This is a genomic window from Escherichia sp. MOD1-EC6842, assembly GCF_002965705.1.
Classification (GTDB): domain Bacteria; phylum Pseudomonadota; class Gammaproteobacteria; order Enterobacterales; family Enterobacteriaceae; genus Escherichia; species Escherichia ruysiae.
This window is the reverse complement of the sequence record NZ_PTRF01000024.1, coordinates 15,708-41,404: the sequence shown is the minus strand read 5'-3', so window position 1 is coordinate 41,404 and position 25,697 is coordinate 15,708. Positions and strand designations below refer to the sequence as shown.

Below are 25,697 nucleotides of genomic sequence, written 5' to 3'. Positions count from 1 at the left end.
GACGGTCTGCGTTTCGCAATCCGTGAAGGCGGCCGTACCGTTGGCGCGGGCGTTGTAGCTAAAGTTCTGAGCTAATTACTCGTTAATTAGTTTTGAATTGAAAAGGGCGCTTCGGCGCCCTTTTTGCATATGAAAGCTGGGACGCGAATATTCGTAATTTTATCTGTGCTAAATATCTAATTCATAAATATTACCAGATACACATATTTTTAATGCGAATATATTAAATTTAATAAAACTTTATTTATTCAGGCTTTTTTCTGATTTTTATTTCTTTGTTTTATTCTATGTTGAAGCGTTCCATTAAAAAGTAAATAATTTCATTGAAGGACTTAATGTCTTGAAGTATTTTTTAATACGTCAAAAGGGATAATAATGAAATTAAATACATTTACCAAATCAATGATTGGTATGGGGTTGATTTGCTCCTCTTTACCAGCATTTGCTTTGGAAGCATGGAATAACCAACAAGGTGGAAGTAAATATCAGGTTATTTTCGATGGTAAGGTTTATGAAAATGCCTGGTGGGTTTCTTCTACAAATTGCCCCGGTAAAGCGAAAGCAAATGATGCAACTAACCCGTGGCGTTTAAAGCGTACGGCAACGGCTGCTGAAATTAGCCAGTTTGGCAATACGCTTTCCTGCGAAAAGAGCAGTAGCTCATCTTCTTCAACTTCAAATACGCCTGCATCCAATACGCCAACTAATGGTGGTTCAACTACACCAGCACAAGGTACTGTTCCATCAAATTCATCTGTAGTTGCCTGGAATAAACAGCAGGGCGGTCAGACCTGGTATGTCGTCTTTAATGGCGCGGTATATAAAAATGCCTGGTGGGTAGCCTCTTCTAACTGTCCGGGAGATGCGAAAGGCAATGATGCCAGCAATCCATGGCGTTATGTCCGTGCCGCTACGGCAACGGAAATCACGCAAACCAGTAATCCACAGTCCTGTACTTCAGCACCACAGCCTGCACCGGATGTGAAACCAGCACCGGACGTTAAACCGGCTCCTGATGTTCAGCCAGCCCCAGCTGATAAGTCAAACGACAACTATGCTGTCGTAGCCTGGAAAGGTCAGGAAGGTTCTTCTACATGGTACGTTATCTACAACGGCGGCATTTATAAGAACGCCTGGTGGGTAGGCGCGGCAAATTGCCCAGGCGATGCGAAAGAAAACGACGCCAGCAATCCATGGCGCTATGTTCGTGCGGCAACGGCAACAGAAATCACTCAGTATGGCAATCCAGGCTCCTGCTCTGTTAAGCCGGACAATGGTGGTGCTGTGACTCCGGTTGATCCGGCGCCGGTAACACCAGATACTCCGGTTACTCCAACTCCGGATAACAACGAGCCATCAACACCAGCGGATAGCAGTAACGATTACTCATTACAGGCATGGAGTGGTCAGGAAGGTAGCGAAATTTACCATGTTATCTTCAATGGTAATGTCTATCAGAATGCCTGGTGGGTTGGTTCTAAAGATTGCCCGCGTGGCACCAGCGCTGAGAACTCCAATAACCCATGGCGTCTAGTGCGTACAGCTACCGCTGCGGAAATGAGTCAGTACGGTAACCCGACTACCTGTGAAATTGATAACGGCGGCGTTATCGTTGCAGATGGCTTCCAGGCCAGTAAAGCGTACAGTGCGAACAGCATTGTAGATTATAACGATGCGCATTATAAAACGTCAGTGGATCAGGACGCGTGGGGCTTTGTTCCTGGCGGCGATAACCCGTGGAAGAAATACGAATCGGCAAAAGCGTGGTCTGCATCGACAGTCTACGTGAAAGGCGATCGTGTGGTGGTTGATGGTCAGGCATATGAAGCCTTGTTCTGGACACAAAATGATAACCCTGCGCTGGTTGCGAACCAGAACGCCACCGGTAGCAATAGCCGCCCGTGGAAGCCATTGGGTAAAGCACAGAGCTATAGCAGCGACGAGCTGAAAAATGCGCCAGAGTTTAATCCAGCGACGCTTTATGCCAGCGATACGCTGATTCGCTTCAATGGCGTGAACTATATTTCTCAAAGTAAAGTGCAGAAGGTTTCACCATCTGACAGCAACCCGTGGCGTGTCTTTGTTGACTGGACCGGAACCAAAGAGCGCGTAGGTACGCCGAAGAAAGCGTGGCCGAAACACGTATATGCACCGTATGTCGACTTTACGCTGAATACAATCCCGGATCTGGCTGCGCTGGCTAAGAATCATAACGTCAACCACTTCACGCTGGCGTTTGTGGTGAGTAAAGATGCGAACACCTGTCTGCCGACATGGGGTACTGCTTACGGTATGCAGAATTACGCTCAGTACAGCAAAATTAAAGCTCTGCGTGAAGCAGGCGGCGATGTGATGCTGTCTATCGGTGGTGCTAATAACGCTCCGCTGGCGGCTTCCTGTAAGAACGTTGACGATCTGATGCAGCATTATTATGACATCGTTGATAACCTGAATCTCAGAGTCCTGGACTTCGATATCGAAGGCACCTGGGTTGCGGATCAGGCATCTATTGAACGTCGTAACCTTGCCGTGAAGAAGGTGCAGGATAAATGGAAGTCAGAAGGCAAAGATATTGCTATCTGGTACACCTTGCCAATTCTGCCGACTGGCTTGACGCCGGAAGGGATGAACGTCCTGAGCGATGCCAAAGCGAAAGGTGTTGAGCTGGCGGGTGTGAACGTGATGACCATGGACTACGGTAACGCAATTTGTCAGTCTGCAAATACCGAAGGCCAGAACATCCACGGTAAGTGTGCAACGTCGGCGATTGCCAACCTGCATTCACAATTGAAAGGCCTCCATCCCAACAAGAGCGATGCAGAAATTGACGCCATGATGGGCACCACGCCGATGGTTGGCGTGAACGACGTTCAGGGTGAAGTTTTCTATCTCTCTGATGCTCGTCTGGTCATGCAGGATGCGCAAACTCGCAACCTCGGCATGGTGGGTATCTGGTCAATCGCGCGTGATCTGCCGGGCGGCACTAACCTGTCTCCGGAATTCCACGGTCTGACTAAAGAACAAGCTCCGAAGTACGCATTCAGTGCGATCTTCGCGCCGTTTACTAAGCAGTAAATTTGCTGGCGATACTTTCTGGTATCGCCGCATTTTTTGTCAATGGGCTACATTTTTGTAGCCCATTATTTTTATTCATATTTCTATTTTTTGATTAAAAAAGAGTCTTTTCGTAATTGAAATAAGAACTATTTTCATTTATTTTTGAGGAAAGTATACGGGAGTCTCTATGTACGTTTGTCTTTGTAATGGTATCAGTGATAAAAAAATTCGTCAGGCTGTGCGCCAGTTTTCTCCCCACTCGTTCCAGCAATTAAAAAAATTTATTCCGGTTGGAAACCAGTGCGGTAAATGTGTCAGAGCCGCACGTGAGGTGATGGAGGATGAATTAATGCAGCTGCCGGAGTTTAAGGAGTCCGCATAAAACGGAGTGTGTTTTTTGACTTACTCGTAAGCCGTTCTACGCTTCAAAGAGTGGAAGCGAAGGAGTCAAAAAATGAAAGGTGATACTAAAGTTATAAATTATCTCAACAAACTGTTGGGAAATGAGCTTGTCGCAATCAATCAGTACTTTCTCCATGCCCGGATGTTTAAAAACTGGGGGCTCAAACGTCTCAATGATGTGGAGTACCATGAATCCATTGATGAGATGAAACACGCCGATCGTTATATAGAGCGCATTCTTTTTCTGGAAGGTCTTCCAAATTTACAGGATCTGGGAAAACTAAACATTGGTGAAGATGTTGAGGAAATGCTGCGTTCTGATCTGGCACTTGAGCTGGATGGCGCGAAGAATTTACGCGAGGCAATTGGTTATGCCGATAGCGTTCATGATTACGTCAGCCGCGATATGATGATAGAAATTCTGCGTGATGAAGAAGGCCATATTGACTGGCTGGAAACGGAACTTGATTTGATTCAGAAAATGGGCCTGCAAAATTATTTGCAAGCACAGATTCGCGAAGAAGGCTAAGCCATGTCGGGAGGGACATTCCTCCCGGTTAATAAGAGATCCAGACCAGATACGTCAGGTTTATCATACTACCGAGCGCAAGCCACGGGCCGAATGCAATTGTGGTGATGGTCTGACGCTGCCACAGTTGTGATGCGATGGCGTAAAAAATGCCTCCCAGCGAGGCAATAAGTAATATCATTGGTAGCGTTTGCCAACCACACCACGCCCCTGCTGCGGCCAGTAGCTTGAAATCACCGTAACCTAATCCCTCTTTGTGACATACAAACCACACCCCCCAGAAAACACACCACAGTACCCCATATCCAGCTACCGCGCCGTAAATTGCATCATGTAAATCAACTAATCCAGACTGCGCATTAAATAACAAGCCAAGCCAGAGCAGTGGCAGGGTGAGTTTGTCGGGCAGGAGCTGGGTACGAAAATCAATAACACTGAGCGTGAGTGCGAAGCAGAAGTAGAGAAAGAGTGCGCCAGTCACGATCGGCATGAAAGGTGCCAGGGCGCAGGCGATTGCCGCAACCACGCAAAGTGCCATAGGCAACGTGTCATGCCAGACATATTTTTTTTGCCTGAAATGAACCAAAACCTGGCGAAAAGTTAACGCCGTTTTATCCTCCAAAGGCGAGAGGTGATAGGCCACGGCATTCACCAGGTAACCAGCAATAAAGCCAGCCAGAATGAAGAGCGGCAGTAGCATTGTCATTATTGTTGCCCTCTGAAGGATAAATGCCTGAGGGTGATCTCTTCGTTTCCGGCAAGGGTAAATTGAAGATCCTCAATAACAATACCGTATGTTATCTGTGCCGTAGTCAGCCAGCGGGAGACGTTTTCGAGGGGGAATGTGGCAGGATGAATTGTCAGCGTATCGTCCGGGCCATTCTCTAGCGTAATAGCTAAATTCTCACGCTTTGCTTCCTCAAGAAGGATATTTTTGACCGGTTGCCTGAGCGTGGGATGGTCAAGTAATCCATGTGCACTCGCCTGGTCTTGCATCCATTTAATATCCTTTTTAATTTTTTGTATGCGGGATTGATGATCCGCAATGTAGTTATCAATAGGTTTTATTACCGCAAGCCAGCAGAAAACGCAGAGCGAGAGAATCGCCAGCCCTATAATAATTTGTTTTTCCGATGGGGATTTTTCAGTCCACCATAATTTAATCATTTCCCTGTGCTCCTTACTGTCCATACACCACTGACCGGATCTTTTTCTGTTTTTTCCATCGGAAGCCAGGACTGTGTTAACTCACAGAAACGATCAATATTGCCTTCGTTTTTCGAACTTATTTTCAAAATCAGTGATTTTTGCTTCTGACTGTAATTGGCTTCCATTAATTGCAGTTCAGGATGTTCCAGTAAGAGTGTTTGCAAATGATGGAGCAATGGCACCGCTTCAGGATATTGCTGGGCGAGTTGCTGCTTGAAGTAAAAACGAAAGTTGTGCGTTCGTTTGATCTGCGGGAAATATTGTTGCCAGATTTCCTGCTGTTGTTGCTGAAGCTGGTCTTCAATCCCAAGCGTCTGCCAGAGAACGATTCCCCGACTACCAGCAAAAGAGAGAATGGCAAAAATGAGACTGCTTACTGCCAGCCTGGCGAGCCATTTTCCCGATCTGCTGACAGTTTTCTGTTTGCGAAAAACACCATGCAGCATGTCGTAGTGCTGGAGAGAATGATTGGCAGAATAAAAACGTAATGCTGGAGATTCTGCATGTTGGATAAGCGAATCGACCGGCACGATATCTGGAGCCGCTGTGCCAAAACAGATGACATTTTCAGGAGAAAACTGGGTGGCAAGATGCTGTAACCAGCGTTCATCAAGCTCGTTGAAGGCATGTGCAGCACTGCGAATCAGCCAGCTCGTTTGCTGGTTAACCAGAGTCCAGGAGCCTTCTTTCCAGGGAAGGTAACAACCATCTGGCAAAACCCGCGTCACGTTTAGTCCGGCAGTGTGTAAACGGTCAAGATAACGACTGAGTTTTTCCGACTGGATACCTATCACTTCCACTCGGTCATTTTGTTTATCAACAACCGTCCAGTGCCAGTTTTGGCTGGCGTCGGGTAACGTCTCCTCCGCCAGCCACTGTAATGTTTGCGCGGTGAGTTTGTATTTGGCGTTGGGCAACGTGAGTGAACGATATAAAAGACCTTCCGGTGGGATCAGAAGATGAACATTTCCTGCACCGGGCTGATCGGCCAGCGACTCCAGCGGAAGATCGTCTGTGAGCGTATGTACTGAAGATACGCTATCTGCGGAGTATGTCATCCACTCCCATTGCTTACGTAGCGTCGAGGAAGAACGTATTACCATCAACGATTCAGGCATCACGATCCTTATGATTAATAGAGTTGCAGCGTACGCCGATAGATTTGGGCGCTCTGCTGTTTACGGTTGAAGAAAATATGGCTCTGCCATCCCTGGGATTGCTCGTCGCTGATACTTTCCGTATTCAGCGTAAAATAGCGGCTATAGGGAAAGAGATGTTCTTTCACCTGAGAAACCAAGGGCTTCACGCCGGAGAAATCCTGCTGTGCCCAGTAGAGAAATGCATCTGTGGTTAACCAGCCTTCCTTTGGTCGCTTTTGTAATAAGACCTGTGCGTCCGCGTCCGTGATATTGTTGAGAAATAATGCTCTTAATAACGGGATATCATTCTCAGTTAACATATTAAGATTAATGTTGAGTTCAGTGGTTGGGAGGACGCAGACATAAGGAATAATTCGCTGGTAGGCGTTCTCGGTTATTCCTTTTATCTGACGGAGTTCACCAGTCAGAAAAAGCATCTGATTGGCGCTATGGCGAGGTGGCATCTGGCTTTGGTAAAAGTTGTCTTCTGCGCCGTGAAAGCGTGGTGAATCATCAGCGTCGATATAGTCGGCGATAGATTGCATGATCTCATCGGTGTTTGCGCGATCGATTCCCGCGTTGATCAGCAAAGCGCCGAAAACCTGCACGGGGAAATCCGGGATTGCCAGTGGATCGTCGGAGACTTTTGCCAGGGCATTGAGATTGAAACAGTGCTGAGCATCGTGTAGCTGCCACTTCACCGTATTGCCATTGTCCAGCTGTATCTGTTGTGGCTGCGCCCAGTACTGCTGCAACGTGGTCTGTCTGTCGTTATCTTTAACATCCTGAGTGAGGCTGGCAAGAGCGAGTTTCTCCGCCAGTTCAATATCATATTGTCGTTGTAGGTGATGGTTTACCTGGCGAGTTCGCTGAAGCTGGTTGTGAAAACTCAGTGTCATATCCGCAGCCAGAGCGGACATGAGCGCCAGTAACATGAGTACGATGAGCAGCGCGACGCCACGTTGTTCAATATTCATGTTATTCGCCCCTGGCCTGGTTTTGCTGCGGAGACTCTTCTCTTGTTAATAGCTCCGGCAAAGCAAAACGACGCTGTAACGCGCCATACTGCGGGGTATTCAGATGAAGAGTGACGGAGAGGGGAAGCTCCTCGCTTTCCCCGCTGTTACTTTCCAGAAGGAAGCCTTCGACATTTTCCAGCATTGCCTGGGCGGGTTGATCCTTCATGCTATCGACAGAGGTACGAACCGCGCGGTAGAGCGTATGATTTCGTAGATACCAGTGAACTGTTTGTAAGGTTTGCGCTTCATTGAGAGGAGCCTGTGGATCGCGACTCTGCGTGGTGAAAATGGCCTCTTCACCCAAAACTATGATTTTGTCCGTTCCCCGATTCCGGCGAATGACAAGTTGCAGGAGATCGTTATCAAGAATGGTGATGGCGCGCTGAAGCTGATTGAACTGCTGGATTTCTTTCTGTGAGCGTTGATGCAACTCGGAAGCTTGCGAAAAAATCATAAACGCCAGCACGCTAAGCATTGAGAAAATCGCCAGCGCCGCCATGACTTCCAGCAATGTGAAACCCTGCTGGCGATTAATCATCTTGCGCCTGCCCGGATTTATTATCGATATTTTGATAACGCGTAAGAGAGGTTGTCTGACCGCTGGGTAATGTAACGGTTATGGTGCGTTCCAGAAGCGTACCATCTTTGCTTGAGTGGATATCGCTGCGCCAGTTCCACTCTTCGCCATTTATTATCTCTTTGCCAGAACTGGACGTGTTTTCCTCGTCGAATGTATCTTGCAACTGAAGTTGGTTATCCGCTATCCACAACGCCAGCGTCTCGTTACGCATCCGCTCGATGGCATTTCTTTGCCCTTGCATACTGCTCATTAAGGTCAAAGCAACTGCGGTGAAAATGCTCATCGCCAGTAAGACTTCAAGTAATGTCATCCCTGATTGTCTGTTCATGGTCGGGTATCTCTGGCAAGCGTTTGATCCAGTGGCCATGCCCCTGAGCATACCAGTGTCAGGAGTGGCTCACCGGTCTCCTGGTTAGCAATCAATATGGAGAATGGGGTGATTTGCCCATCGGCCAGAATCACCACCTGCGGTTGGCTGCTGTCATCCGATTTAAATGGCTGGGTGTGAATCGCAATTTCATCACTCCAGTGATTTTCGCTATCGTCATCCGCATCCTCTTTGAGCGGGCTCCAGAGCCAACTTGACGAATTTCTGGTTGGTGCCATAAGACGCCAGCCTGAATCAGAGAAATGGATACCGACCGGCTGCCCGTGAAGCGTGGCGCGGTCGACGGCCAGTTCAAGCGCAGCGGTAAATTGCGCTGCTGTTTCGCGCGCACGGGTGCTGGCGGTATCTTCCCGACCATATGTGAAGAGCACCACGCTTGCCGTGATAGCGACCAGCGCCAGCACCAGCATCATTTCCAGCAGGGTAAACCCGCGTTGCTGATTCATCGCTGACTTATTTTTTCTTCTTGCTCAAACCCCAGTTGGTAATGTCGTCCTCGGTTCCCATTTCACCATCGGGCCCTGCTGAAAGCAGATCGTATGCACCATGTTCGCCAGGATTAACGAGGACATAATCATTGCCCCAGGGATCGGCAGGCAGACGCTTGATATAACCTTCCTTGTTATAGTTTGCGGCCAGCGGTGGCAGCGTCGGTGCTTCGACTAAGGATTCAAGCCCCTGATTTGTGGTTGGATAGCGATGATTGTCGAGTTTGTACATATCCAATGCATTTTCCAGCGCCACGATATCGCTGACGGCTTTTTGTTTATCCGCCTTTTCTTTATTGCCCATCAGGTTGGGAACCACCAGGCTGGCAAGTACGCCGATAATGACAATCACCACCATAATTTCCAGTAATGTAAACCCGCGTTGCTTATCCGTTGCGCGCATATGCTTTCCTTAATTAATCATTGAGTTAAGTTGAAGAAGAGGTTGGAGTACCGACACGACAATAAACAGGACGATCAGTGCCATCGTAATAATGAGTGCTGGCTCGAAGATGGAGAGCGTTAAGGCGATTCGGTTTTGTTGCAGCGTCTCCTGGTTATCCGCTGCCCTGACCATTAATGTGCCGAGCTGCCCGCTTTTTTCGCCAGAGGCCACCATGTAGAGCATCATTGGCGGAAAGATTGCGGTTTGCTCCAGCGAAAGATGAATGCTGTTACCCTGGCGAACGTTCTCTGCCGCATTTGCCAGACGCTGGCGAATTTCGAGGTTGTTGAGGCTTTCGGTGGACAAATTCATCCCATCCAGCAGAGGGACGCCGCTGGATTGCAAAATACTTAAAGTACGGAGATAGCGTGCGCTGTTAATGGCGCAAATCAGTGGACCAATGAGCGCAACACGCAGCAGCATGGCATGAAAACGATGGCGGTTATTGCCGCGTTTTAACCAGAACCAGAAACCTACAGCGACAATAAACACCGTCGCTAATAATGTCGGGCCGGTACGTTGCAACGTGTCGCTCAGACCTAAAAGAATGCGTGTACTCAGCGGCAGTTGCTGTTTCATATGCACGAACTGTTCGGTAATTTTGGGCACGACAGCAGTGAGGAGAATAATCACGACCACAATCGCCACCGTGGTGAGCATGCAGGGGTAGATCAGCGACTGAATGAGTTTGCTGCGGATTTTCTGCCGGTTTTCATTGTAATCAGCCAGTTTTTCCAACACCGGAGCCAGAAGCCCGCTCTTTTCGCCCGCTTTGACCAGGGTACGGTAGAGCGAATCGAAAAGCGTGGGAAAATGCTGTAATGCATCGGAAAGGGGATGCCCTTCAAGGATGGCGCTGCGTACCTGATTTAACACGTCAGCCAGTCGTTTATTACTGCTTTGCTGACCGATTACGGCAAGGCTCTCTTCCAGGGGTAATGCCGCCGCGCTTAAGGTTGCCAACTGCCGGGTGAAAAGCGTCAGTTCACTATGGCTAATCCTCGGGCGACGCGTTTTTACTCCCGAACTTTTTTGGGGGCGAATATCCAGCAGGAAAAGCCCTTCTTCACGCAGCCGCAGCCGCGCCTGACGTTCATCGTTAGCATCAATGATCCCCTGCAATTTTTGACCATCCTGGGTCATGGCGCGATAGCGATAATTCATGCTTCACTCTCCAGCGTGACGCTGGCGACGCGCATCACTTCATCCCAGGAGGTGTCTCCACTTATCACTTTGTGCAGGCCATTTTTGATTAAGGCATTGTGTTGCTGCCGAACCAGTCGCTCCAGAGCTTGTTCATCCACATTTTCATGAACAGCAGCTCGTAATTCCGGTGTAATAACCATCATTTCGTGGATCGCCATGCGCCCCAGATAGCCGGATTGATGGCAGTGAGGACAGCCAACGGGAGTGCCAATCGTAGTAACAGTTAGCTGGTGATGTGTAAACATCTGCGCTTGTTGGGGGGATACAGGAGTGAATTGTCGGCATTGCGGACAAAGACGACGAACCAGCCGTTGCGCGATAATTCCTGCCAGGGAAGACGAAAGTAGAAATGATTCGACGCCCATGTCGCGGAGCCGGGTCACTGCGCCTGATGCGCTGTTAGTGTGGAGTGTTGAGAGCACCAGATGGCCGGTGAGCGAAGCCTGAACAGCAATCTGCGCGGTTTCTGTATCACGAATTTCCCCAACCATCACAACATCCGGATCCTGGCGAAGAATGGCGCGCAAGCCGCGAGCGAAAGACATATCCACTCGGGTATTCACCTGCGTTTGTCCTATGCCTTCCAGTTCATATTCCACGGGATCTTCTACCGTCAGAATATTGCGGCCAGGGGTATTAAGCGCCGAAAGAATGGCGTAGAGCGTGGTGCTTTTACCGGAACCTGTCGGCCCGGTCACCAGGATAATACCGTGCGGAAGCTGAATGAGATTTTCTAAATCCTGCTTATCCGCAGCCGTCATCCCCAGATTGTTCAATGAAAGCTGGAGGCTGTTTTTATCCAGCAGGCGGAGCACGGCGCGTTCACCATAGATGGACGGCAGTGTGGATACGCGGACATCTATGTTACGTCGCCCGATACGCAAACTGATTCTTCCATCCTGCGGAATACGTTTTTCGGCGATATCAAGCCGAGCCATGACCTTTATTCGGGAGATAAGCAACGCTGCCAGTTTTTTGTTTGGCTGTAAAATTGTCCGCAGAACGCCGTCAATGCGAAAACGGATCGACATTGTTTTTTCATAGGTTTCAATGTGGATGTCGGAGGCGGTTTCTTTAATAGCCTCACTTAAAATGGCGTTGATTAAACGGATAACCGGTGCGGCTGAATCTTCATTCAGTAGATCTTCATTCGCAGGCATTTCTTCTGAGAGGGAGAGGAGATCGACGGATTGATCAATATCCTGCGCAATCTGTTGCGACTCACCAGTGTTCTGATGGAATACCGCTTCCAGCCGTGCTTCAAAATCAGCCTGCGACAAGCGGGTCATGGTATGGCACTGACCAACCTGGCGCTGAATATCGAGTAACTGCTCGAATGGCGTACCGGCGAGATAAATAATCTCCCCCTCTGAATAGAGATAACCGACTCTTTGTGCCATTGCCCAACTGGCAGGGTATGGTGAGTGAATTCTCATGTGAATGCCTCACCGCGACGATGACACAGGGGGGTGGCTGTTGAACGTGTTTTCATCCAGCACCGGTAAATCTTCAGAGCCAACCAATGCTTTTGATTTCGCGTCTATTCGTTGTTGTTGCTCCTGACGGTAGCGGGTGTATTTATCTTTCGACAGTGAGCGATAAACATCATCGTCACGGATAATCGTCGGTCGGATAAATACCATCAGGTTGCGTTTGGCGCGCTCGGTCGAGGTATAGCGGAAGAGTTGCCCCACTAAAGGAATATCGCCAAGTAAAGGAACCTTTGACACTTGCTCTTTAGAAAAATCATCCAGCAATCCGCCCAGGACTACCGTTTCACCGGTTTTAACCAGCACGGCGTTTTGAATAGTTCGGGTGTTAAATGTCGGGCCGAGCGTCGAATTAGACGAAGAGTCAACGCTGGAAACCTCCTGCTCTATTTCGAGCAGTACCGCGTCGCCTTCATTGACCTGCGGAGTGACTTTGAGTTTTGTGCCCACCGTTTTGCGTTCGACGGTATTAAAGACGTTATCCCCAGAAGTGGTCTGGGAGCCGGATAGCACCGGCACATCCTGACCAACGTTGAAGGACGCGAGTTTATTATCCAGCGTTACGATGCTCGGGGTGACGAGGATATCATTTTTATTGTTACTAGCCAGCGCAGTCAGCAATACGCCCCAGTCGCCATTGAAGAAGCCTGCGGCCATGCCATTGTAGGCGCTAAACATATCCCAGGCAGGATTCGCGCTGGTGATCCCGCCATTCTTTTTATAATCAGCCACACCTTGCGCAGCGTTAAATATCGGTAATCCTGTATTGGTAAATTGCTGTGCGCCAACGTTTTTGTTCGCCCATTGCACGCCGAGGTTAAGTCCATTTCCATCCTGAACTTCGACGATGATCGCCTCAACCAGCACCTGTGCACGACGAATATCCAGACGCGCAATTACCGTGGCGAGTTTTTCCTGGACGGACTGGTCAGCGGTAATGACCAACGAGTTGGTCTGTTCATCGGCGGTAATGGCAACATTATCCATCGCAGAAGAAGACGAAGGCTTACGCGCATTTCCTTTTTCATCTTTCAGCTTTTCGGAAACGCCGGTCAATACTTCGACCAGATTTGTGGCTTTAGCATATTTCAGGTAATAGACCCGGGTATTTCCTTCCTCGCTCTCTTCTACATCAAGTGTTTTCAGTAATGAGGTGATGCGCTGACGTGCTTTTTCCGGCCCGCTGATGATAAGAGAGTTGGTTCGCTTATCCGCCACAATCTTCGCGGAAAGGAGGGCAGGCATCTGGCTTTTACCGTGGCTTTCGCTGATTAATTGATTAAGAATCTCGGCGAGATCTTCCGCTGACGCGTATTCCAGATGAATAATTTGCTGCTTCTCTGTGCCGATGACATCAACGCGCTTTATCACTTCAATTAGTTTATTAATGGTGGAGGCACGACCGGTCAGAATGAGAACGTTGGAGGGTTCATAATGCACAACGTTACCGACGCTGCCGCCATCCATCATTTGACGCAGCAGGGGAGCCAGGTCACGAGCAGGAACGTTCTCAAGCGGTACGATTCGGGTGACCAACTCATCACCTATGCCTGGACGATAACTGTCAGCAATCATTCCTGGCGATGTTTTTACATTAGCTGAGCGCACCACTTTCAGAAAACCATTGTCCAGCGTGATGACGGAATAGCCGTAAAGATCAAGAATGCTCAAAAAGAACTGGTAGTACTCTTGCTGACTAAACGTATCATTACTGCGTACGGAAATGGTTCCTTGAACCGAGGGATCAATCAGAATTGTTTTGCCCAGATGCTGGCTTACAATTTCCACGAACTGACGGATATCAGCATTATTGAAATTGGCCCCGTATTGTTCGTTCTCAGTATGCCCGACGGAAGGCATAAGTAGCGCCGCCAACAGGCAACATGTGATTTTATTTAATCCCTTCATCACTCTGTCCATTCATTCCAGTAAGTTCCCTGACGGAAACATTTATCAAGCGGGGTACGCCGTTGCGACGAATTGTAAACTGCGCGCTCTGTTGGGTTAGCAGTAAACTTAATGCCTGGGAAACCTCATCAGGGAGGGTCAGTGAAAGATTGTTGATTCTAAGGGCGACATCGCCAGGTTGCAGTAAGCTGGTAGCAAATGCATCGCGCCCTTTACGCGGATTCAATCGAAGGCCAAATAATTGATCCCCGTCACGAATAGGCGTCGCGATAATAAAATCTGCGAGCACACTTTGAGTATCAGAGTCAGGTTGCTCGATAACGTCCGGTAATCCCGGATGAAGCGTGACTTTTTCGAACTGTCCGTGAGTTTCAAAAACCACGCTGGTTTTATTTATTTTTCGGATGAATGTTGCCGGTGTTGACTCCAGGGCATCGTTCAGGGCATATCGCTTTTGTTCTGCGCCTTCATTAACTAAAACATAAGATGTCTCATCATTAGACGTCAGAATGATACCACTGAGTACGACAGAAAGCTTTGGCGTTTCTTGTTGGGCAGAAATCAGATGTGTGTCTTTTATACCCGCGTTACTGCCATTACGCCATAAACCCGCAAGGTTGAAATCAGATTTAAATGCGCCACCTGGTTGGTTAATGATTTGTGCATTTTTGACCAGGTTTGTGTGGAAATAATTTATATTAAAAATAACCGCCACCACATTTATGGATATCATCAATATATAAATGACTGTGCGTCTATTATGAATTGCCAGATGGAAGGAGAAAGGTAGGGTTGGCACGATATATATTCTAATAAAATAAATTGGGTGGGTTGTATATTGACGTTACTATAAATAGTATTAATGCTGGTTGAATGAATCAAGCGAAATTTATTTATATTCAGTTAACGCATTAATATCAATAAATGCATTCGTTATTTTTATGATTAAGGATAATCGATTATTATTACAGGAAGTATTATGTCTACAAGAAGAGAAGTTATCCTTGCCTGGCTTCGTGAGGAGAATCGATCCTGGCGGATATGCTATCTGTCGGGCGAGGCCGGAAGTGGAAAATCCTGGTTAGCGAAGCAATTGCAAAATGATACCCATCGTCGAGTGATTACTTTAAGCCTTGTCGTGTCCTGGCAAGGTAAAGCTGCATGGGTTGTTATTGACGATAGCGCAAATAAAGAAGGAAGCCGCGATCTCGCCTGGAGGCGAGATGAGATGGGCGTGGAATTACTGCGGACGTTCCAGCAAGTGGAAAGCCGTAATCCTCTTATTATTGTTGAAAATGCTCATCTTAATCACCGCTGTGTTCTCGATGATATCCAACGCGCGAGGAGCCTTATTCCCGATTGTCAGTTTTTGCTCGTTGGCAGATCAAATCGAAAAGTTGAACGTTACGTTGAAGCCAGAGGCATTGAAATAATTACGTCAGGAGCACTGACAGAACACGAACTTCGACAAAGTATCCTTGAAGGACACCACATCGACCAGCCCGATGCCCTGTTAACGAGTAAGGTACTGAAGCGGATCGCTGCACTTTGCAGAGGCGATCGCAGAAGGCTGGCGCAGGCAGGCGAAACAATTTGCTTATTACAACAAAGCGAGCAGACCAGCGCATTCACGGCAAAACAATGGCGAACAATTTACCGGGCATTGGGTGATAAGCGGAGCCGGAAAATGTGTTGGTCTGGGGGGATGAGTGGAACCATAATTGCTCTTGTCGGTGGTTGGCTGATGCTGTCCTCGTTTATATCTCCCTTACCGATTCCTTCGTGGTTGATGCCAGTAGCGCCATCAATAAAAGAAGAGATGACACAGGATATTTTCCGTACAGTGATGCGCGATAGTGATGCGCTAAGCGTGTTATATGGTGTGTGGGGGTACGATGTTCCGGCCGATTCAGCCTGGTGCGACCACGCTGTTAGAGCAGGCCTGACTTGTAAAAGTGGTAAGGCGTCACTTCAGGCGTTAATAGATCAGAACCTGCCCTGGATAGCGTCGCTTAATGTCGCAAATAAAAAATTGCCCGTCGTCGTCATTCGGGTCGGCGATGACTCTATAGATGTACTTATAGGGCAGCAGACCTGGACGCTAACGCGTAAATGGTTTGAGACGGTGTGGGCGGGTGATTATCTCCTGCTATTGAAAATGTCTCCGGAAGGTGAAAGCACAATTACGCGCGACAGTAGTGAGGAAGAGATTCTTTGGCTGGAAACAATGTTGAATCGTGCTCTCCATATTTCGACTGAACCCTCGACAGAATGGCGACCGCTGCTGGTAGAAAAAATTAAGCAATTTCAGAAGATTAATCACTTAAAAGCTGACGGCGTTGTTGGCTCTTCAACATTGGTGCATCTCTGGCAGGTGGCAGGGGAGAGCGCGTATCTATATCGGGATGAAGCCAATATTTCCCCTGACGAAACAGGGAAGGGAAAATAAGATGTTTGAATTCTATTTTGCCGCACATCAGCAGCGAGAAAGTGGTCAGCGAGTGACTGTCCAGCTACAAAAACATGGCAAAACGAAGTATGCCATTTGGGCGCTGGTGACAAGCCTTTGGTTCGCAGGAATGGTGTTGGCTGGGGGGTATGCCCAGCAGTTATGGGCGATATGGATAGTTAAAACGGAAAATTCAGTAGAAGAAGCACCACCTTATAAACAATCAACACAACATTATTTCTTCAAAAAACAGCCATTGCCTATCGTCGTCGAACCTGCCGAGGATGACGCGGACGAAGATGCCACGATAGAAAATGAGGCGTCGTCTTCAGAGGATGAAGGTACAGCTACAGGAGAAAGCGAGGAAAAAGCCGGTTTAAGAGAGCGAGTGAAAAATGCACTCAATGAGTTACAGCAATAATCTGCCCGTTGTTTACTTTACTAGCAATACGCTTGCGTTCGATGGTTAAGTATGTATAATGCGCGGGCTTGTCGTAGTTGACAGCAGGTTCAATCTGAACCTCAGTTAGCCGAATTTGGCTACCTAACAATGCTCCCAATCGGGGAGCTACGTAAGAACGGTTACACTCTCCCATCAATCGTAATGGGTCTGAGGAGTAATCATTTTCGTTTATAAAATAATTGGAGCTCTGGTCTCATGCAGAACCAAAGAATCCGTATCCGCCTGAAAGCGTTTGATCATCGTCTGATCGATCAAGCAACTGCGGAAATCGTCGAGACTGCCAAGCGCACTGGTGCGCAGGTCCGTGGTCCGATCCCGCTGCCGACACGCAAAGAGCGCTTCACTGTTCTGATCTCTCCGCACGTCAACAAAGACGCGCGCGATCAGTACGAAATCCGTACTCACTTGCGTCTGGTTGACATCGTTGAGCCAACCGAGAAAACCGTTGATGCTCTGATGCGTCTGGATCTGGCTGCCGGTGTAGACGTGCAGATCAGCCTGGGTTAATCAGGTCATTGAGCGATTGAGAGGTTGAAACAATGATTGGTTTAGTCGGTAAAAAAGTGGGTATGACCCGTATCTTCACAGAAGACGGCGTTTCTATCCCAGTAACCGTAATCGAAGTTGAAGCAAACCGCGTTACTCAGGTTAAAGACCTGGCTAACGATGGCTACCGTGCTATTCAGGTAACCACCGGTGCTAAAAAAGCTAACCGTGTGACCAAGCCTGAAGCTGGCCACTTCGCTAAAGCTGGCGTAGAAGCTGGCCGTGGTCTGTGGGAATTCCGCCTGGCTGAAGGCGAAGAGTTCACTGTAGGTCAGAGCATTAGCGTTGAACTGTTTGCTGACGTTAAAAAAGTTGACGTAACTGGCACCTCTAAAGGTAAAGGTTTCGCAGGTACCGTTAAGCGCTGGAACTTCCGTACCCAGGATGCTACTCACGGTAACTCCTTGTCTCACCGCGTTCCGGGTTCTATCGGTCAGAACCAGACTCCGGGCAAAGTGTTCAAAGGCAAGAAAATGGCAGGTCAGATGGGTAACGAACGTGTAACCGTTCAGAGCCTTGACGTAGTACGCGTTGACGCTGAGCGCAACCTGCTGCTGGTTAAAGGTGCTGTCCCGGGTGCAACCGGTAGCGACCTGATCGTTAAACCAGCTGTGAAGGCGTAAGGAGATAGCAATGGAATTAGTATTGAAAGACGCGCAGAGCGCGCTGACTGTTTCCGAAACTACCTTCGGTCGTGATTTCAACGAAGCGCTGGTTCACCAGGTTGTTGTTGCTTATGCAGCTGGTGCTCGTCAGGGTACTCGTGCTCAGAAGACTCGTGCTGAAGTAACTGGTTCCGGTAAAAAACCGTGGCGCCAGAAAGGCACCGGCCGTGCGCGTTCTGGTTCTATCAAGAGCCCGATTTGGCGTTCTGGTGGCGTGACCTTCGCTGCTCGTCCGCAGGACCACAGTCAAAAAGTTAACAAGAAGATGTACCGCGGCGCGCTGAAAAGCATCCTGTCCGAACTGGTACGTCAGGATCGTCTGATCGTTGTCGAGAAGTTCTCTGTAGAAGCGCCGAAAACTAAGCTGCTGGCACAGAAACTGAAAGACATGGCTCTGGAAGATGTGCTGATCATCACCGGTGAGCTGGACGAAAACCTGTTCCTGGCTGCGCGCAACCTGCACAAGGTTGACGTACGCGATGCAACTGGTATCGACCCGGTTAGCCTGATCGCCTTCGACAAAGTCGTAATGACTGCTGATGCTGTTAAGCAAGTTGAGGAGATGCTGGCATGATTCGTGAAGAACGTCTGCTGAAGGTGCTGCGTGCACCGCACGTTTCTGAAAAAGCGTCTACTGCGATGGAAAAATCCAACACCATCGTACTCAAAGTTGCTAAAGACGCGACCAAAGCAGAAATCAAAGCTGCTGTGCAGAAACTGTTTGAAGTCGAAGTCGAAGTCGTTAACACCCTGGTAGTTAAAGGGAAAGTTAAACGTCACGGACAGCGTATCGGTCGTCGTAGCGACTGGAAAAAAGCTTACGTCACCCTGAAAGAAGGCCAGAATCTGGACTTCGTTGGCGGCGCTGAGTAAGTCGGAGGAGTAATACAATGGCAGTTGTTAAATGTAAACCGACATCTCCGGGTCGTCGCCACGTTGTTAAAGTGGTTAACCCTGAGCTGCACAAGGGCAAACCTTTTGCTCCGTTGCTGGAAAAAAACAGCAAATCCGGTGGTCGTAACAACAATGGCCGTATCACCACTCGTCATATCGGTGGTGGCCACAAGCAGGCTTACCGTATTGTTGACTTCAAACGCAACAAAGACGGTATCCCGGCAGTTGTTGAACGTCTTGAGTACGATCCGAACCGCTCCGCGAACATCGCGCTGGTTCTGTACAAAGACGGTGAACGCCGTTACATCCTGGCCCCTAAAGGCCTGAAAGCTGGCGACCAGATTCAGTCTGGCGTTGATGCTGCAATCAAACCAGGTAACACCCTGCCGATGCGCAACATCCCGGTTGGTTCTACTGTTCATAACGTAGAAATGAAACCAGGTAAAGGCGGTCAGCTGGCACGTTCCGCTGGTACTTACGTTCAGATCGTTGCTCGTGATGGTGCTTATGTCACCCTGCGTCTGCGTTCTGGTGAAATGCGTAAAGTAGAAGCAGACTGCCGTGCAACTCTGGGCGAAGTTGGCAATGCTGAGCATATGCTGCGCGTTCTGGGTAAAGCAGGTGCTGCACGCTGGCGTGGTGTTCGTCCGACCGTTCGCGGTACCGCGATGAACCCGGTAGACCACCCACATGGTGGTGGTGAAGGTCGTAACTTTGGTAAGCACCCGGTAACTCCGTGGGGCGTTCAGACCAAAGGTAAGAAGACCCGCAGCAACAAGCGTACTGATAAATTTATCGTACGTCGCCGTAGCAAATAATTTTAGAGGATAAGCCATGCCACGTTCTCTCAAGAAAGGTCCTTTTATTGACCTGCACTTGCTGAAGAAGGTAGAGAAAGCGGTGGAAAGCGGAGACAAGAAGCCCCTGCGCACTTGGTCCCGTCGTTCAACGATCTTTCCTAACATGATCGGTTTGACCATCGCTGTCCATAATGGTCGTCAGCACGTTCCGGTATTTGTAACCGACGAAATGGTTGGTCACAAACTGGGTGAATTCGCACCGACTCGTACTTATCGCGGCCATGCTGCTGATAAAAAAGCGAAAAAGAAATAAGGTAGGAGGAAGAGATGGAAACTATCGCTAAACATCGCCATGCTCGTTCTTCTGCTCAGAAGGTTCGCCTTGTTGCTGACCTGATTCGCGGTAAGAAAGTGTCGCAGGCTCTGGATATTCTGACCTACACCAACAAGAAAGCGGCTGTACTGGTTAAGAAAGTTCTGGAATCTGCCATTGCTAACGCTGAACACAACGATGGCGCTGACATTGACGATCTGAAAGTTACGAAAATTTTCGTAGACGAAGGCCCGAGCATGAAGCGCATTATGCCGCGTGCAAAAGGTCGTGCAGATCGCATCCTGAAGCGCACCAGCCACATCACTGTGGTTGTGTCCGATCGCTGAGACTCTGGAGACTAGCAATGGGTCAGAAAGTACATCCTAATGGTATTCGCCTGGGTATTGTAAAACCATGGAACTCTACCTGGTTTGCGAACACCAAAGAATTCGCTGACAACCTGGACAGCGATTTTAAAGTACGTCAGTACCTGACTAAGGAACTGGCTAAAGCGTCCGTATCTCGTATCGTTATCGAGCGTCCGGCTAAGAGCATCCGTGTAACCATTCACACTGCTCGCCCGGGTATCGTTATCGGTAAAAAAGGTGAAGACGTAGAAAAACTGCGTAAGGTCGTAGCGGACATCGCTGGCGTTCCTGCACAGATCAACATCGCCGAAGTTCGTAAGCCTGAACTGGACGCAAAACTGGTTGCTGACAGCATCACTTCTCAGCTGGAACGTCGCGTTATGTTCCGTCGTGCTATGAAGCGTGCTGTACAGAACGCAATGCGTCTGGGCGCTAAAGGTATTAAAGTTGAAGTTAGCGGCCGTCTGGGCGGCGCGGAAATCGCACGTACCGAATGGTACCGCGAAGGTCGCGTACCGCTGCACACTCTGCGTGCTGACATCGACTACAACACCTCTGAAGCGCACACCACTTACGGTGTAATCGGCGTTAAAGTGTGGATCTTCAAAGGCGAGATCCTGGGTGGTATGGCTGCTGTTGAACAACCGGAAAAACCGGCTGCGCAACCTAAAAAGCAGCAGCGTAAAGGCCGTAAATAAGGAGCGTCGCTGATGTTACAACCAAAGCGTACAAAATTCCGTAAAATGCACAAAGGCCGTAACCGCGGTCTGGCGCAGGGTACGGATGTTAGCTTCGGCAGCTTCGGTCTGAAAGCTGTTGGCCGTGGTCGTCTGACTGCCCGTCAGATCGAAGCAGCACGTCGTGCTATGACCCGTGCAGTTAAGCGTCAAGGTAAGATCTGGATCCGTGTGTTCCCGGACAAACCGATCACTGAAAAGCCGCTGGCAGTGCGTATGGGTAAAGGTAAAGGTAACGTGGAGTATTGGGTTGCCTTGATTCAGCCGGGTAAAGTCCTGTATGAAATGGACGGTGTTCCGGAAGAGCTGGCCCGTGAAGCATTCAAGCTGGCAGCAGCGAAACTGCCGATTAAAACCACCTTTGTAACTAAGACGGTGATGTAATGAAAGCAAAAGAGCTGCGTGAGAAGAGCGTTGAAGAGCTGAACACCGAGCTGCTGAACCTGCTGCGTGAGCAGTTCAACCTGCGTATGCAGGCTGCAAGTGGCCAGCTGCAACAGTCTCACCTGTTGAAGCAAGTGCGTCGCGATGTCGCACGCGTTAAGACTTTACTGAACGAGAAGGCGGGTGCGTAATGACCGATAAAATCCGTACTCTGCAAGGTCGCGTTGTTAGCGACAAAATGGAGAAATCCATTGTTGTTGCTATCGAACGTTTTGTGAAACACCCGATCTACGGTAAATTCATCAAGCGTACGACCAAACTGCACGTACATGACGAGAACAACGAATGCGGTATCGGTGACGTGGTTGAAATCCGCGAATGCCGTCCGCTGTCCAAGACTAAATCCTGGACGCTGGTTCGCGTTGTAGAGAAAGCGGTTCTGTAATACAGTACACTCTCTCGATACGAATAAACGGCTCAGAAATGAGCCGTTTATTTTTTCTACCCATATCCTTGAAGCGGTGTTATAATGCCGCGCCCTCGATATGGGGATTTTTAACGACCTGATTTTCGGGTCTCAGTAGTAGTTGACATTAGCGGAGCACTAAAATGATCCAAGAACAGACTATGCTGAACGTCGCCGACAACTCCGGTGCACGTCGCGTAATGTGTATCAAGGTTCTGGGTGGCTCGCACCGTCGCTACGCAGGCGTAGGCGACATCATCAAGATCACCATCAAAGAAGCAATTCCGCGTGGTAAGGTCAAAAAAGGTGATGTGCTGAAGGCGGTAGTGGTGCGCACCAAGAAGGGTGTTCGTCGCCCGGACGGTTCTGTCATTCGCTTCGATGGTAATGCTTGTGTTCTTCTGAACAACAACAGCGAGCAGCCTATCGGTACGCGTATTTTTGGGCCGGTAACTCGTGAGCTTCGTAGTGAGAAGTTCATGAAAATTATCTCTCTGGCACCAGAAGTACTCTAAGGAGCGAATCATGGCAGCGAAAATCCGTCGTGATGACGAAGTTATCGTGTTAACCGGTAAAGATAAAGGTAAACGCGGTAAAGTTAAGAATGTCCTGTCTTCCGGCAAGGTCATTGTTGAAGGTATCAACCTGGTTAAGAAACATCAGAAGCCGGTTCCGGCCCTGAACCAACCGGGTGGCATCGTTGAAAAAGAAGCCGCTATTCAGGTTTCCAACGTAGCAATCTTCAATGCGGCAACCGGCAAGGCTGACCGTGTAGGCTTTAGATTCGAAGACGGTAAAAAAGTCCGTTTCTTCAAGTCTAACAGCGAAACTATCAAGTAATTTGGAGTAGTACGATGGCGAAACTGCATGATTACTACAAAGACGAAGTAGTTAAAAAACTCATGACTGAGTTTAACTACAATTCTGTCATGCAAGTCCCTCGGGTCGAGAAGATCACCCTGAACATGGGTGTTGGTGAAGCGATCGCTGACAAAAAACTGCTGGATAACGCAGCAGCAGACCTGGCAGCAATCTCCGGTCAAAAACCGCTGATCACCAAAGCACGCAAATCTGTTGCAGGCTTCAAAATCCGTCAGGGCTATCCGATCGGCTGTAAAGTAACTCTGCGTGGCGAACGCATGTGGGAGTTCTTTGAGCGCCTGATCACTATTGCTGTACCTCGTATCCGTGACTTCCGTGGCCTGTCCGCTAAGTCTTTCGACGGTCGTGGTAACTACAGCATGGGTGTCCGTGAGCAGATCATCTTCCCAGAAATCGACTACGATAAAGTCGACCGCGTTCGTGGTTTGGATATTACCATTACCACTACTGCGAAATCTGACGAAGAAGGCCGTGCTCTGCTGGCTGCCTTTGACTTCCCGTTCCGCAAGTAAGGTAGGGTTACTAAATGGCTAAGCAATCAATGAAAGCACGCGAAGTAAAACGCGTAGCTTTAGCTGATAAATACTTCGCGAAACGCGCTGAACTGAAAGCGATCATCTCTGATGTGAACGCTTCCGACGAAGATCGTTGGAATGCTGTTCTCAAGCTGCAGACTCTGCCGCGTGATTCCAGCCCGTCTCGTCAGCGTAACCGCTGCCGTCAAACAGGTCGTCCGCATGGTTTCCTGCGGAAGTTCGGGTTGAGCCGTATTAAGGTCCGTGAAGCCGCTATGCGCGGTGAAATCCCGGGTCTGAAAAAGGCTAGCTGGTAATTGTCACCAATTGAATCACGGGAGTAAAGACAGATGAGCATGCAAGATCCGATCGCGGATATGCTGACCCGTATCCGTAACGGTCAGGCCGCGAACAAAGCTGCGGTCACCATGCCTTCCTCCAAGCTGAAAGTGGCAATCGCCAACGTGCTGAAGGAAGAAGGTTTTATTGAAGATTTTAAAGTTGAAGGCGACACCAAGCCTGAACTGGAACTGACTCTTAAGTATTTCCAGGGCAAAGCTGTTGTAGAAAGCATTCAGCGTGTCAGCCGCCCAGGTCTGCGCATCTATAAACGTAAAGATGAGCTGCCGAAAGTTATGGCGGGTCTGGGTATCGCAGTTGTTTCTACCTCTAAAGGTGTTATGACTGATCGTGCAGCGCGCCAGGCTGGTCTTGGTGGCGAAATTATCTGCTACGTAGCCTAATCGGAGGAAAAAATGTCTCGTGTTGCTAAAGCACCGGTCGTTGTTCCTGCCGGCGTTGACGTAAAAATCAACGGTCAGGTTATTACGATCAAAGGTAAAAACGGCGAGCTGACTCGTACTCTCAACGATGCTGTTGAAGTTAAACATGCAGATAATACCCTGACCTTCGGTCCGCGTGATGGTTACGCAGACGGTTGGGCTCAGGCTGGTACCGCGCGTGCCCTGCTGAACTCAATGGTTATCGGTGTTACCGAAGGCTTCACTAAGAAGCTGCAGCTGGTTGGTGTAGGTTACCGTGCAGCGGTTAAAGGCAATGTGATTAACCTGTCTCTGGGTTTCTCTCATCCTGTTGACCATCAGCTGCCTGCGGGTATCACTGCTGAATGTCCGACTCAGACTGAAATCGTGCTGAAAGGCGCTGATAAGCAGGTGATCGGCCAGGTTGCAGCGGATCTGCGCGCCTACCGTCGTCCTGAGCCTTACAAAGGCAAGGGTGTTCGTTACGCCGACGAAGTCGTGCGTACCAAAGAGGCTAAGAAGAAGTAAGGTAACACTATGGATAAGAAATCTGCTCGTATCCGTCGTGCGACCCGCGCACGCCGCAAGCTCCAGGAGCTGGGCGCAACTCGCCTGGTGGTACATCGTACCCCGCGTCACATTTACGCACAGGTAATTGCACCGAACGGTTCTGAAGTTCTGGTAGCTGCTTCTACTGTAGAAAAAGCTATCGCTGAACAACTGAAGTACACCGGTAACAAAGACGCGGCTGCAGCTGTGGGTAAAGCTGTCGCTGAACGCGCTCTGGAAAAAGGCATCAAAGATGTATCCTTTGACCGTTCCGGGTTCCAATATCATGGTCGTGTCCAGGCACTGGCAGATGCTGCCCGTGAAGCTGGCCTTCAGTTCTAAGGTAGAGGTGTAAGATGGCTCACATCGAAAAACAAGCTGGCGAACTGCAGGAAAAGCTGATCGCGGTAAACCGCGTATCTAAAACCGTTAAAGGTGGTCGTATTTTCTCCTTCACAGCTCTGACTGTAGTTGGCGATGGTAACGGTCGCGTTGGTTTTGGTTACGGTAAAGCGCGTGAAGTTCCAGCAGCGATCCAGAAAGCGATGGAAAAAGCCCGTCGCAATATGATTAACGTCGCGCTGAATAACGGCACTCTGCAACACCCTGTTAAAGGTGTTCACACGGGTTCTCGCGTATTCATGCAGCCGGCTTCCGAAGGTACCGGTATCATCGCCGGTGGTGCAATGCGCGCCGTTCTGGAAGTCGCTGGGGTTCATAACGTTCTGGCTAAAGCATATGGTTCCACCAACCCGATCAACGTGGTTCGTGCAACTATTGACGGCCTGGAAAATATGAGTTCTCCAGAAATGGTCGCTGCCAAGCGTGGTAAATCCGTTGAAGAAATTCTGGGGAAATAAACCATGGCAAAGACTATTAAAATTACTCAAACCCGCAGTGCAATCGGTCGTCTGCCGAAACACAAGGCAACGCTGCTTGGCCTGGGTCTGCGTCGTATTGGTCACACCGTAGAGCGCGAGGATACTCCTGCTATTCGCGGTATGATCAACGCGGTTTCCTTCATGGTTAAAGTTGAGGAGTAAGA

General features: G+C 49.0%; 38 protein-coding genes. 26 read left to right on the top strand and 12 right to left on the bottom strand.

From position 1 onward, the window contains the following. From A7Z29_RS20835 to bfr, 4 genes are all read left to right on the top strand, one after another. Nucleotides 1-75, top strand: a 75-nt coding sequence (locus tag A7Z29_RS20835; RefSeq protein WP_072164356.1) for an EF-Tu C-terminal domain-related protein, incomplete at its 5' end; no start/stop codon positions are given. Nucleotides 76-375: 300 nt separating this feature from the next. After that, nucleotides 376-3,075, top strand: coding sequence for a bifunctional chitinase/lysozyme (gene chiA, locus A7Z29_RS20830; RefSeq protein WP_105290757.1), 2,700 nt, complete (start codon nt 376-378; stop codon nt 3,073-3,075). A gap of 169 nt (nt 3,076-3,244) precedes the next feature. Beyond that, a complete protein-coding gene (bfd, locus tag A7Z29_RS20825; RefSeq protein WP_000289085.1) occupies nt 3,245-3,439 on the top strand; it encodes a bacterioferritin-associated ferredoxin in 195 nt (64 codons plus the stop codon). Between the two features lie 72 nt (nt 3,440-3,511). Beyond that, nucleotides 3,512-3,988, top strand: coding sequence for a bacterioferritin (bfr, locus tag A7Z29_RS20820; protein WP_000675504.1), 477 nt, complete (start codon nt 3,512-3,514; stop codon nt 3,986-3,988). Nucleotides 3,989-4,016: 28 nt separating this feature from the next. On the opposite strand, the gene A7Z29_RS20815 is transcribed toward bfr, so the two are convergent. Genes A7Z29_RS20815 through gspC form a run of 12 tightly spaced genes read right to left on the bottom strand, consistent with a single transcriptional unit; the run spans nt 4,017 to nt 14,659 of the window. Beyond that, nucleotides 4,017-4,694, bottom strand: a complete 678-nt coding sequence (locus tag A7Z29_RS20815) for a prepilin peptidase (protein WP_000178153.1) — start codon at nt 4,692-4,694, stop codon at nt 4,017-4,019. Next, nucleotides 4,694-5,155, bottom strand: a complete 462-nt coding sequence (locus A7Z29_RS20810) for a type II secretion system protein M (RefSeq protein WP_105290756.1) — start codon at nt 5,153-5,155, stop codon at nt 4,694-4,696. Before A7Z29_RS20810 ends, A7Z29_RS20815 begins: the two co-directional genes overlap by 1 nt. Further along, the gene (gspL, locus tag A7Z29_RS20805) at nt 5,152-6,315 is read right to left on the bottom strand and encodes a type II secretion system protein GspL (protein ID WP_105279567.1); all 1,164 of its coding nucleotides are present in this window, start codon (nt 6,313-6,315) and stop codon (nt 5,152-5,154) included. The genes A7Z29_RS20810 and gspL overlap by 4 nt, the downstream gene beginning before the upstream one ends. Nucleotides 6,316-6,329: 14 nt before the next feature. Continuing rightward, the gene (gene gspK, locus A7Z29_RS20800; protein ID WP_105290755.1) at nt 6,330-7,313 is read right to left on the bottom strand and encodes a type II secretion system minor pseudopilin GspK; all 984 of its coding nucleotides are present in this window, start codon (nt 7,311-7,313) and stop codon (nt 6,330-6,332) included. Between the two features lies 1 nt (nt 7,314). Then, a complete protein-coding gene (locus A7Z29_RS20795) occupies nt 7,315-7,893 on the bottom strand; it encodes a PulJ/GspJ family protein (protein WP_000610630.1) in 579 nt (192 codons plus the stop codon). Then, nucleotides 7,886-8,263 (bottom strand): type II secretion system minor pseudopilin GspI, encoded by a 378-nt coding sequence (gene gspI / locus A7Z29_RS20790; RefSeq protein WP_032226611.1) that lies wholly within the window; start codon nt 8,261-8,263, stop codon nt 7,886-7,888. The genes A7Z29_RS20795 and gspI overlap by 8 nt, the downstream gene beginning before the upstream one ends. Further along, a complete protein-coding gene (gene gspH, locus A7Z29_RS20785; protein WP_105290754.1) occupies nt 8,260-8,769 on the bottom strand; it encodes a type II secretion system minor pseudopilin GspH in 510 nt (169 codons plus the stop codon). Before gspH ends, gspI begins: the two co-directional genes overlap by 4 nt. Nucleotides 8,770-8,776: 7 nt before the next feature. Then, entirely contained in the window at nt 8,777-9,214 is a 438-nt protein-coding gene (gene gspG / locus A7Z29_RS20780; RefSeq protein WP_001202877.1) for a type II secretion system major pseudopilin GspG, read from the bottom strand. Between the two features lie 9 nt (nt 9,215-9,223). Next, a complete protein-coding gene (gene gspF / locus A7Z29_RS20775) occupies nt 9,224-10,420 on the bottom strand; it encodes a type II secretion system inner membrane protein GspF (protein WP_105290753.1) in 1,197 nt (398 codons plus the stop codon). Continuing rightward, nucleotides 10,417-11,898 carry a type II secretion system ATPase GspE gene (gspE, locus tag A7Z29_RS20770; protein ID WP_001219909.1) on the bottom strand — a complete coding sequence of 494 codons (1,482 nt, stop codon included), beginning with the start codon at nt 11,896-11,898 and terminating at the stop codon, nt 10,417-10,419. Before gspE ends, gspF begins: the two co-directional genes overlap by 4 nt. Before the next feature lie 9 nt (nt 11,899-11,907). Then, the gene (gene gspD / locus A7Z29_RS20765; RefSeq protein WP_105290752.1) at nt 11,908-13,860 is read right to left on the bottom strand and encodes a type II secretion system secretin GspD; all 1,953 of its coding nucleotides are present in this window, start codon (nt 13,858-13,860) and stop codon (nt 11,908-11,910) included. Continuing rightward, nucleotides 13,844-14,659, bottom strand: coding sequence for a type II secretion system protein GspC (gspC, locus tag A7Z29_RS20760; protein WP_105290751.1), 816 nt, complete (start codon nt 14,657-14,659; stop codon nt 13,844-13,846). Before gspC ends, gspD begins: the two co-directional genes overlap by 17 nt. Nucleotides 14,660-14,839: 180 nt before the next feature. On the opposite strand from gspC, the gene A7Z29_RS20755 reads away from it, so the two are divergent. From A7Z29_RS20755 to rpmD, 22 genes are all read left to right on the top strand, one after another. Then, nucleotides 14,840-16,309, top strand: a complete 1,470-nt coding sequence (locus A7Z29_RS20755; RefSeq protein WP_105290750.1) for an ExeA family protein — start codon at nt 14,840-14,842, stop codon at nt 16,307-16,309. A gap of 1 nt (nt 16,310) precedes the next feature. Further along, nucleotides 16,311-16,730 carry a general secretion pathway protein GspB gene (locus A7Z29_RS20750; RefSeq protein ID WP_105290749.1) on the top strand — a complete coding sequence of 140 codons (420 nt, stop codon included), beginning with the start codon at nt 16,311-16,313 and terminating at the stop codon, nt 16,728-16,730. A 237-nt stretch (nt 16,731-16,967) separates the two neighbouring features. Continuing rightward, nucleotides 16,968-17,279, top strand: a complete 312-nt coding sequence (gene rpsJ / locus A7Z29_RS20745) for a 30S ribosomal protein S10 (protein ID WP_001181004.1) — start codon at nt 16,968-16,970, stop codon at nt 17,277-17,279. Between the two features lie 32 nt (nt 17,280-17,311). Continuing rightward, entirely contained in the window at nt 17,312-17,941 is a 630-nt protein-coding gene (gene rplC, locus A7Z29_RS20740; protein WP_000579833.1) for a 50S ribosomal protein L3, read from the top strand. Between the two features lie 10 nt (nt 17,942-17,951). Continuing rightward, complete coding sequence (gene rplD / locus A7Z29_RS20735; RefSeq protein ID WP_000424395.1) at nt 17,952-18,557, top strand: 50S ribosomal protein L4; 606 nt, start codon at nt 17,952-17,954, stop codon at nt 18,555-18,557. Continuing rightward, nucleotides 18,554-18,856, top strand: a complete 303-nt coding sequence (gene rplW, locus A7Z29_RS20730; RefSeq protein WP_000617544.1) for a 50S ribosomal protein L23 — start codon at nt 18,554-18,556, stop codon at nt 18,854-18,856. The genes rplD and rplW overlap by 4 nt, the downstream gene beginning before the upstream one ends. 17 nt (nt 18,857-18,873) lie before the next feature. Further along, on the top strand, nt 18,874-19,695 hold the full coding sequence (gene rplB / locus A7Z29_RS20725; protein WP_000301864.1) for a 50S ribosomal protein L2: 822 nt from the start codon (nt 18,874-18,876) through the stop codon (nt 19,693-19,695). Between the two features lie 16 nt (nt 19,696-19,711). Further along, on the top strand, nt 19,712-19,990 hold the full coding sequence (gene rpsS, locus A7Z29_RS20720; RefSeq protein ID WP_001138117.1) for a 30S ribosomal protein S19: 279 nt from the start codon (nt 19,712-19,714) through the stop codon (nt 19,988-19,990). Nucleotides 19,991-20,004: 14 nt separating this feature from the next. Then, complete coding sequence (gene rplV / locus A7Z29_RS20715; protein WP_000447529.1) at nt 20,005-20,337, top strand: 50S ribosomal protein L22; 333 nt, start codon at nt 20,005-20,007, stop codon at nt 20,335-20,337. Nucleotides 20,338-20,354: 17 nt separating this feature from the next. Next, nucleotides 20,355-21,056: a 30S ribosomal protein S3 gene (gene rpsC / locus A7Z29_RS20710; RefSeq protein WP_000529945.1), complete on the top strand. Its 702-nt coding sequence runs from the start codon at nt 20,355-20,357 to the stop codon at nt 21,054-21,056. A gap of 12 nt (nt 21,057-21,068) precedes the next feature. Beyond that, nucleotides 21,069-21,479, top strand: coding sequence for a 50S ribosomal protein L16 (rplP, locus tag A7Z29_RS20705; protein WP_000941212.1), 411 nt, complete (start codon nt 21,069-21,071; stop codon nt 21,477-21,479). After that, nucleotides 21,479-21,670, top strand: a complete 192-nt coding sequence (gene rpmC, locus A7Z29_RS20700) for a 50S ribosomal protein L29 (RefSeq protein ID WP_000644741.1) — start codon at nt 21,479-21,481, stop codon at nt 21,668-21,670. Before rplP ends, rpmC begins: the two co-directional genes overlap by 1 nt. Then, a complete protein-coding gene (gene rpsQ, locus A7Z29_RS20695; protein WP_000130100.1) occupies nt 21,670-21,924 on the top strand; it encodes a 30S ribosomal protein S17 in 255 nt (84 codons plus the stop codon). The genes rpmC and rpsQ overlap by 1 nt, the downstream gene beginning before the upstream one ends. Nucleotides 21,925-22,088: 164 nt before the next feature. Next, a complete protein-coding gene (rplN, locus tag A7Z29_RS20690) occupies nt 22,089-22,460 on the top strand; it encodes a 50S ribosomal protein L14 (RefSeq protein WP_000613955.1) in 372 nt (123 codons plus the stop codon). Between the two features lie 10 nt (nt 22,461-22,470). Further along, nucleotides 22,471-22,785 (top strand): 50S ribosomal protein L24, encoded by a 315-nt coding sequence (gene rplX, locus A7Z29_RS20685; RefSeq protein WP_000729185.1) that lies wholly within the window; start codon nt 22,471-22,473, stop codon nt 22,783-22,785. A 14-nt stretch (nt 22,786-22,799) separates the two neighbouring features. Next, nucleotides 22,800-23,339: a 50S ribosomal protein L5 gene (gene rplE / locus A7Z29_RS20680; protein WP_001096200.1), complete on the top strand. Its 540-nt coding sequence runs from the start codon at nt 22,800-22,802 to the stop codon at nt 23,337-23,339. A gap of 14 nt (nt 23,340-23,353) precedes the next feature. Continuing rightward, nucleotides 23,354-23,659, top strand: coding sequence for a 30S ribosomal protein S14 (rpsN, locus tag A7Z29_RS20675; protein WP_001118930.1), 306 nt, complete (start codon nt 23,354-23,356; stop codon nt 23,657-23,659). Nucleotides 23,660-23,692: 33 nt separating this feature from the next. Beyond that, nucleotides 23,693-24,085: a 30S ribosomal protein S8 gene (gene rpsH / locus A7Z29_RS20670; RefSeq protein WP_000062611.1), complete on the top strand. Its 393-nt coding sequence runs from the start codon at nt 23,693-23,695 to the stop codon at nt 24,083-24,085. Nucleotides 24,086-24,097: 12 nt separating this feature from the next. After that, a complete protein-coding gene (gene rplF / locus A7Z29_RS20665; protein ID WP_000091945.1) occupies nt 24,098-24,631 on the top strand; it encodes a 50S ribosomal protein L6 in 534 nt (177 codons plus the stop codon). A 9-nt stretch (nt 24,632-24,640) separates the two neighbouring features. Next, a complete protein-coding gene (gene rplR, locus A7Z29_RS20660; RefSeq protein WP_000358960.1) occupies nt 24,641-24,994 on the top strand; it encodes a 50S ribosomal protein L18 in 354 nt (117 codons plus the stop codon). A 14-nt stretch (nt 24,995-25,008) separates the two neighbouring features. Beyond that, nucleotides 25,009-25,512 (top strand): 30S ribosomal protein S5, encoded by a 504-nt coding sequence (gene rpsE / locus A7Z29_RS20655; RefSeq protein ID WP_000940122.1) that lies wholly within the window; start codon nt 25,009-25,011, stop codon nt 25,510-25,512. Between the two features lie 3 nt (nt 25,513-25,515). Beyond that, on the top strand, nt 25,516-25,695 hold the full coding sequence (rpmD, locus tag A7Z29_RS20650) for a 50S ribosomal protein L30 (protein ID WP_001140433.1): 180 nt from the start codon (nt 25,516-25,518) through the stop codon (nt 25,693-25,695). The last annotated feature ends 2 nt before the right edge of the window (nt 25,696-25,697 follow it).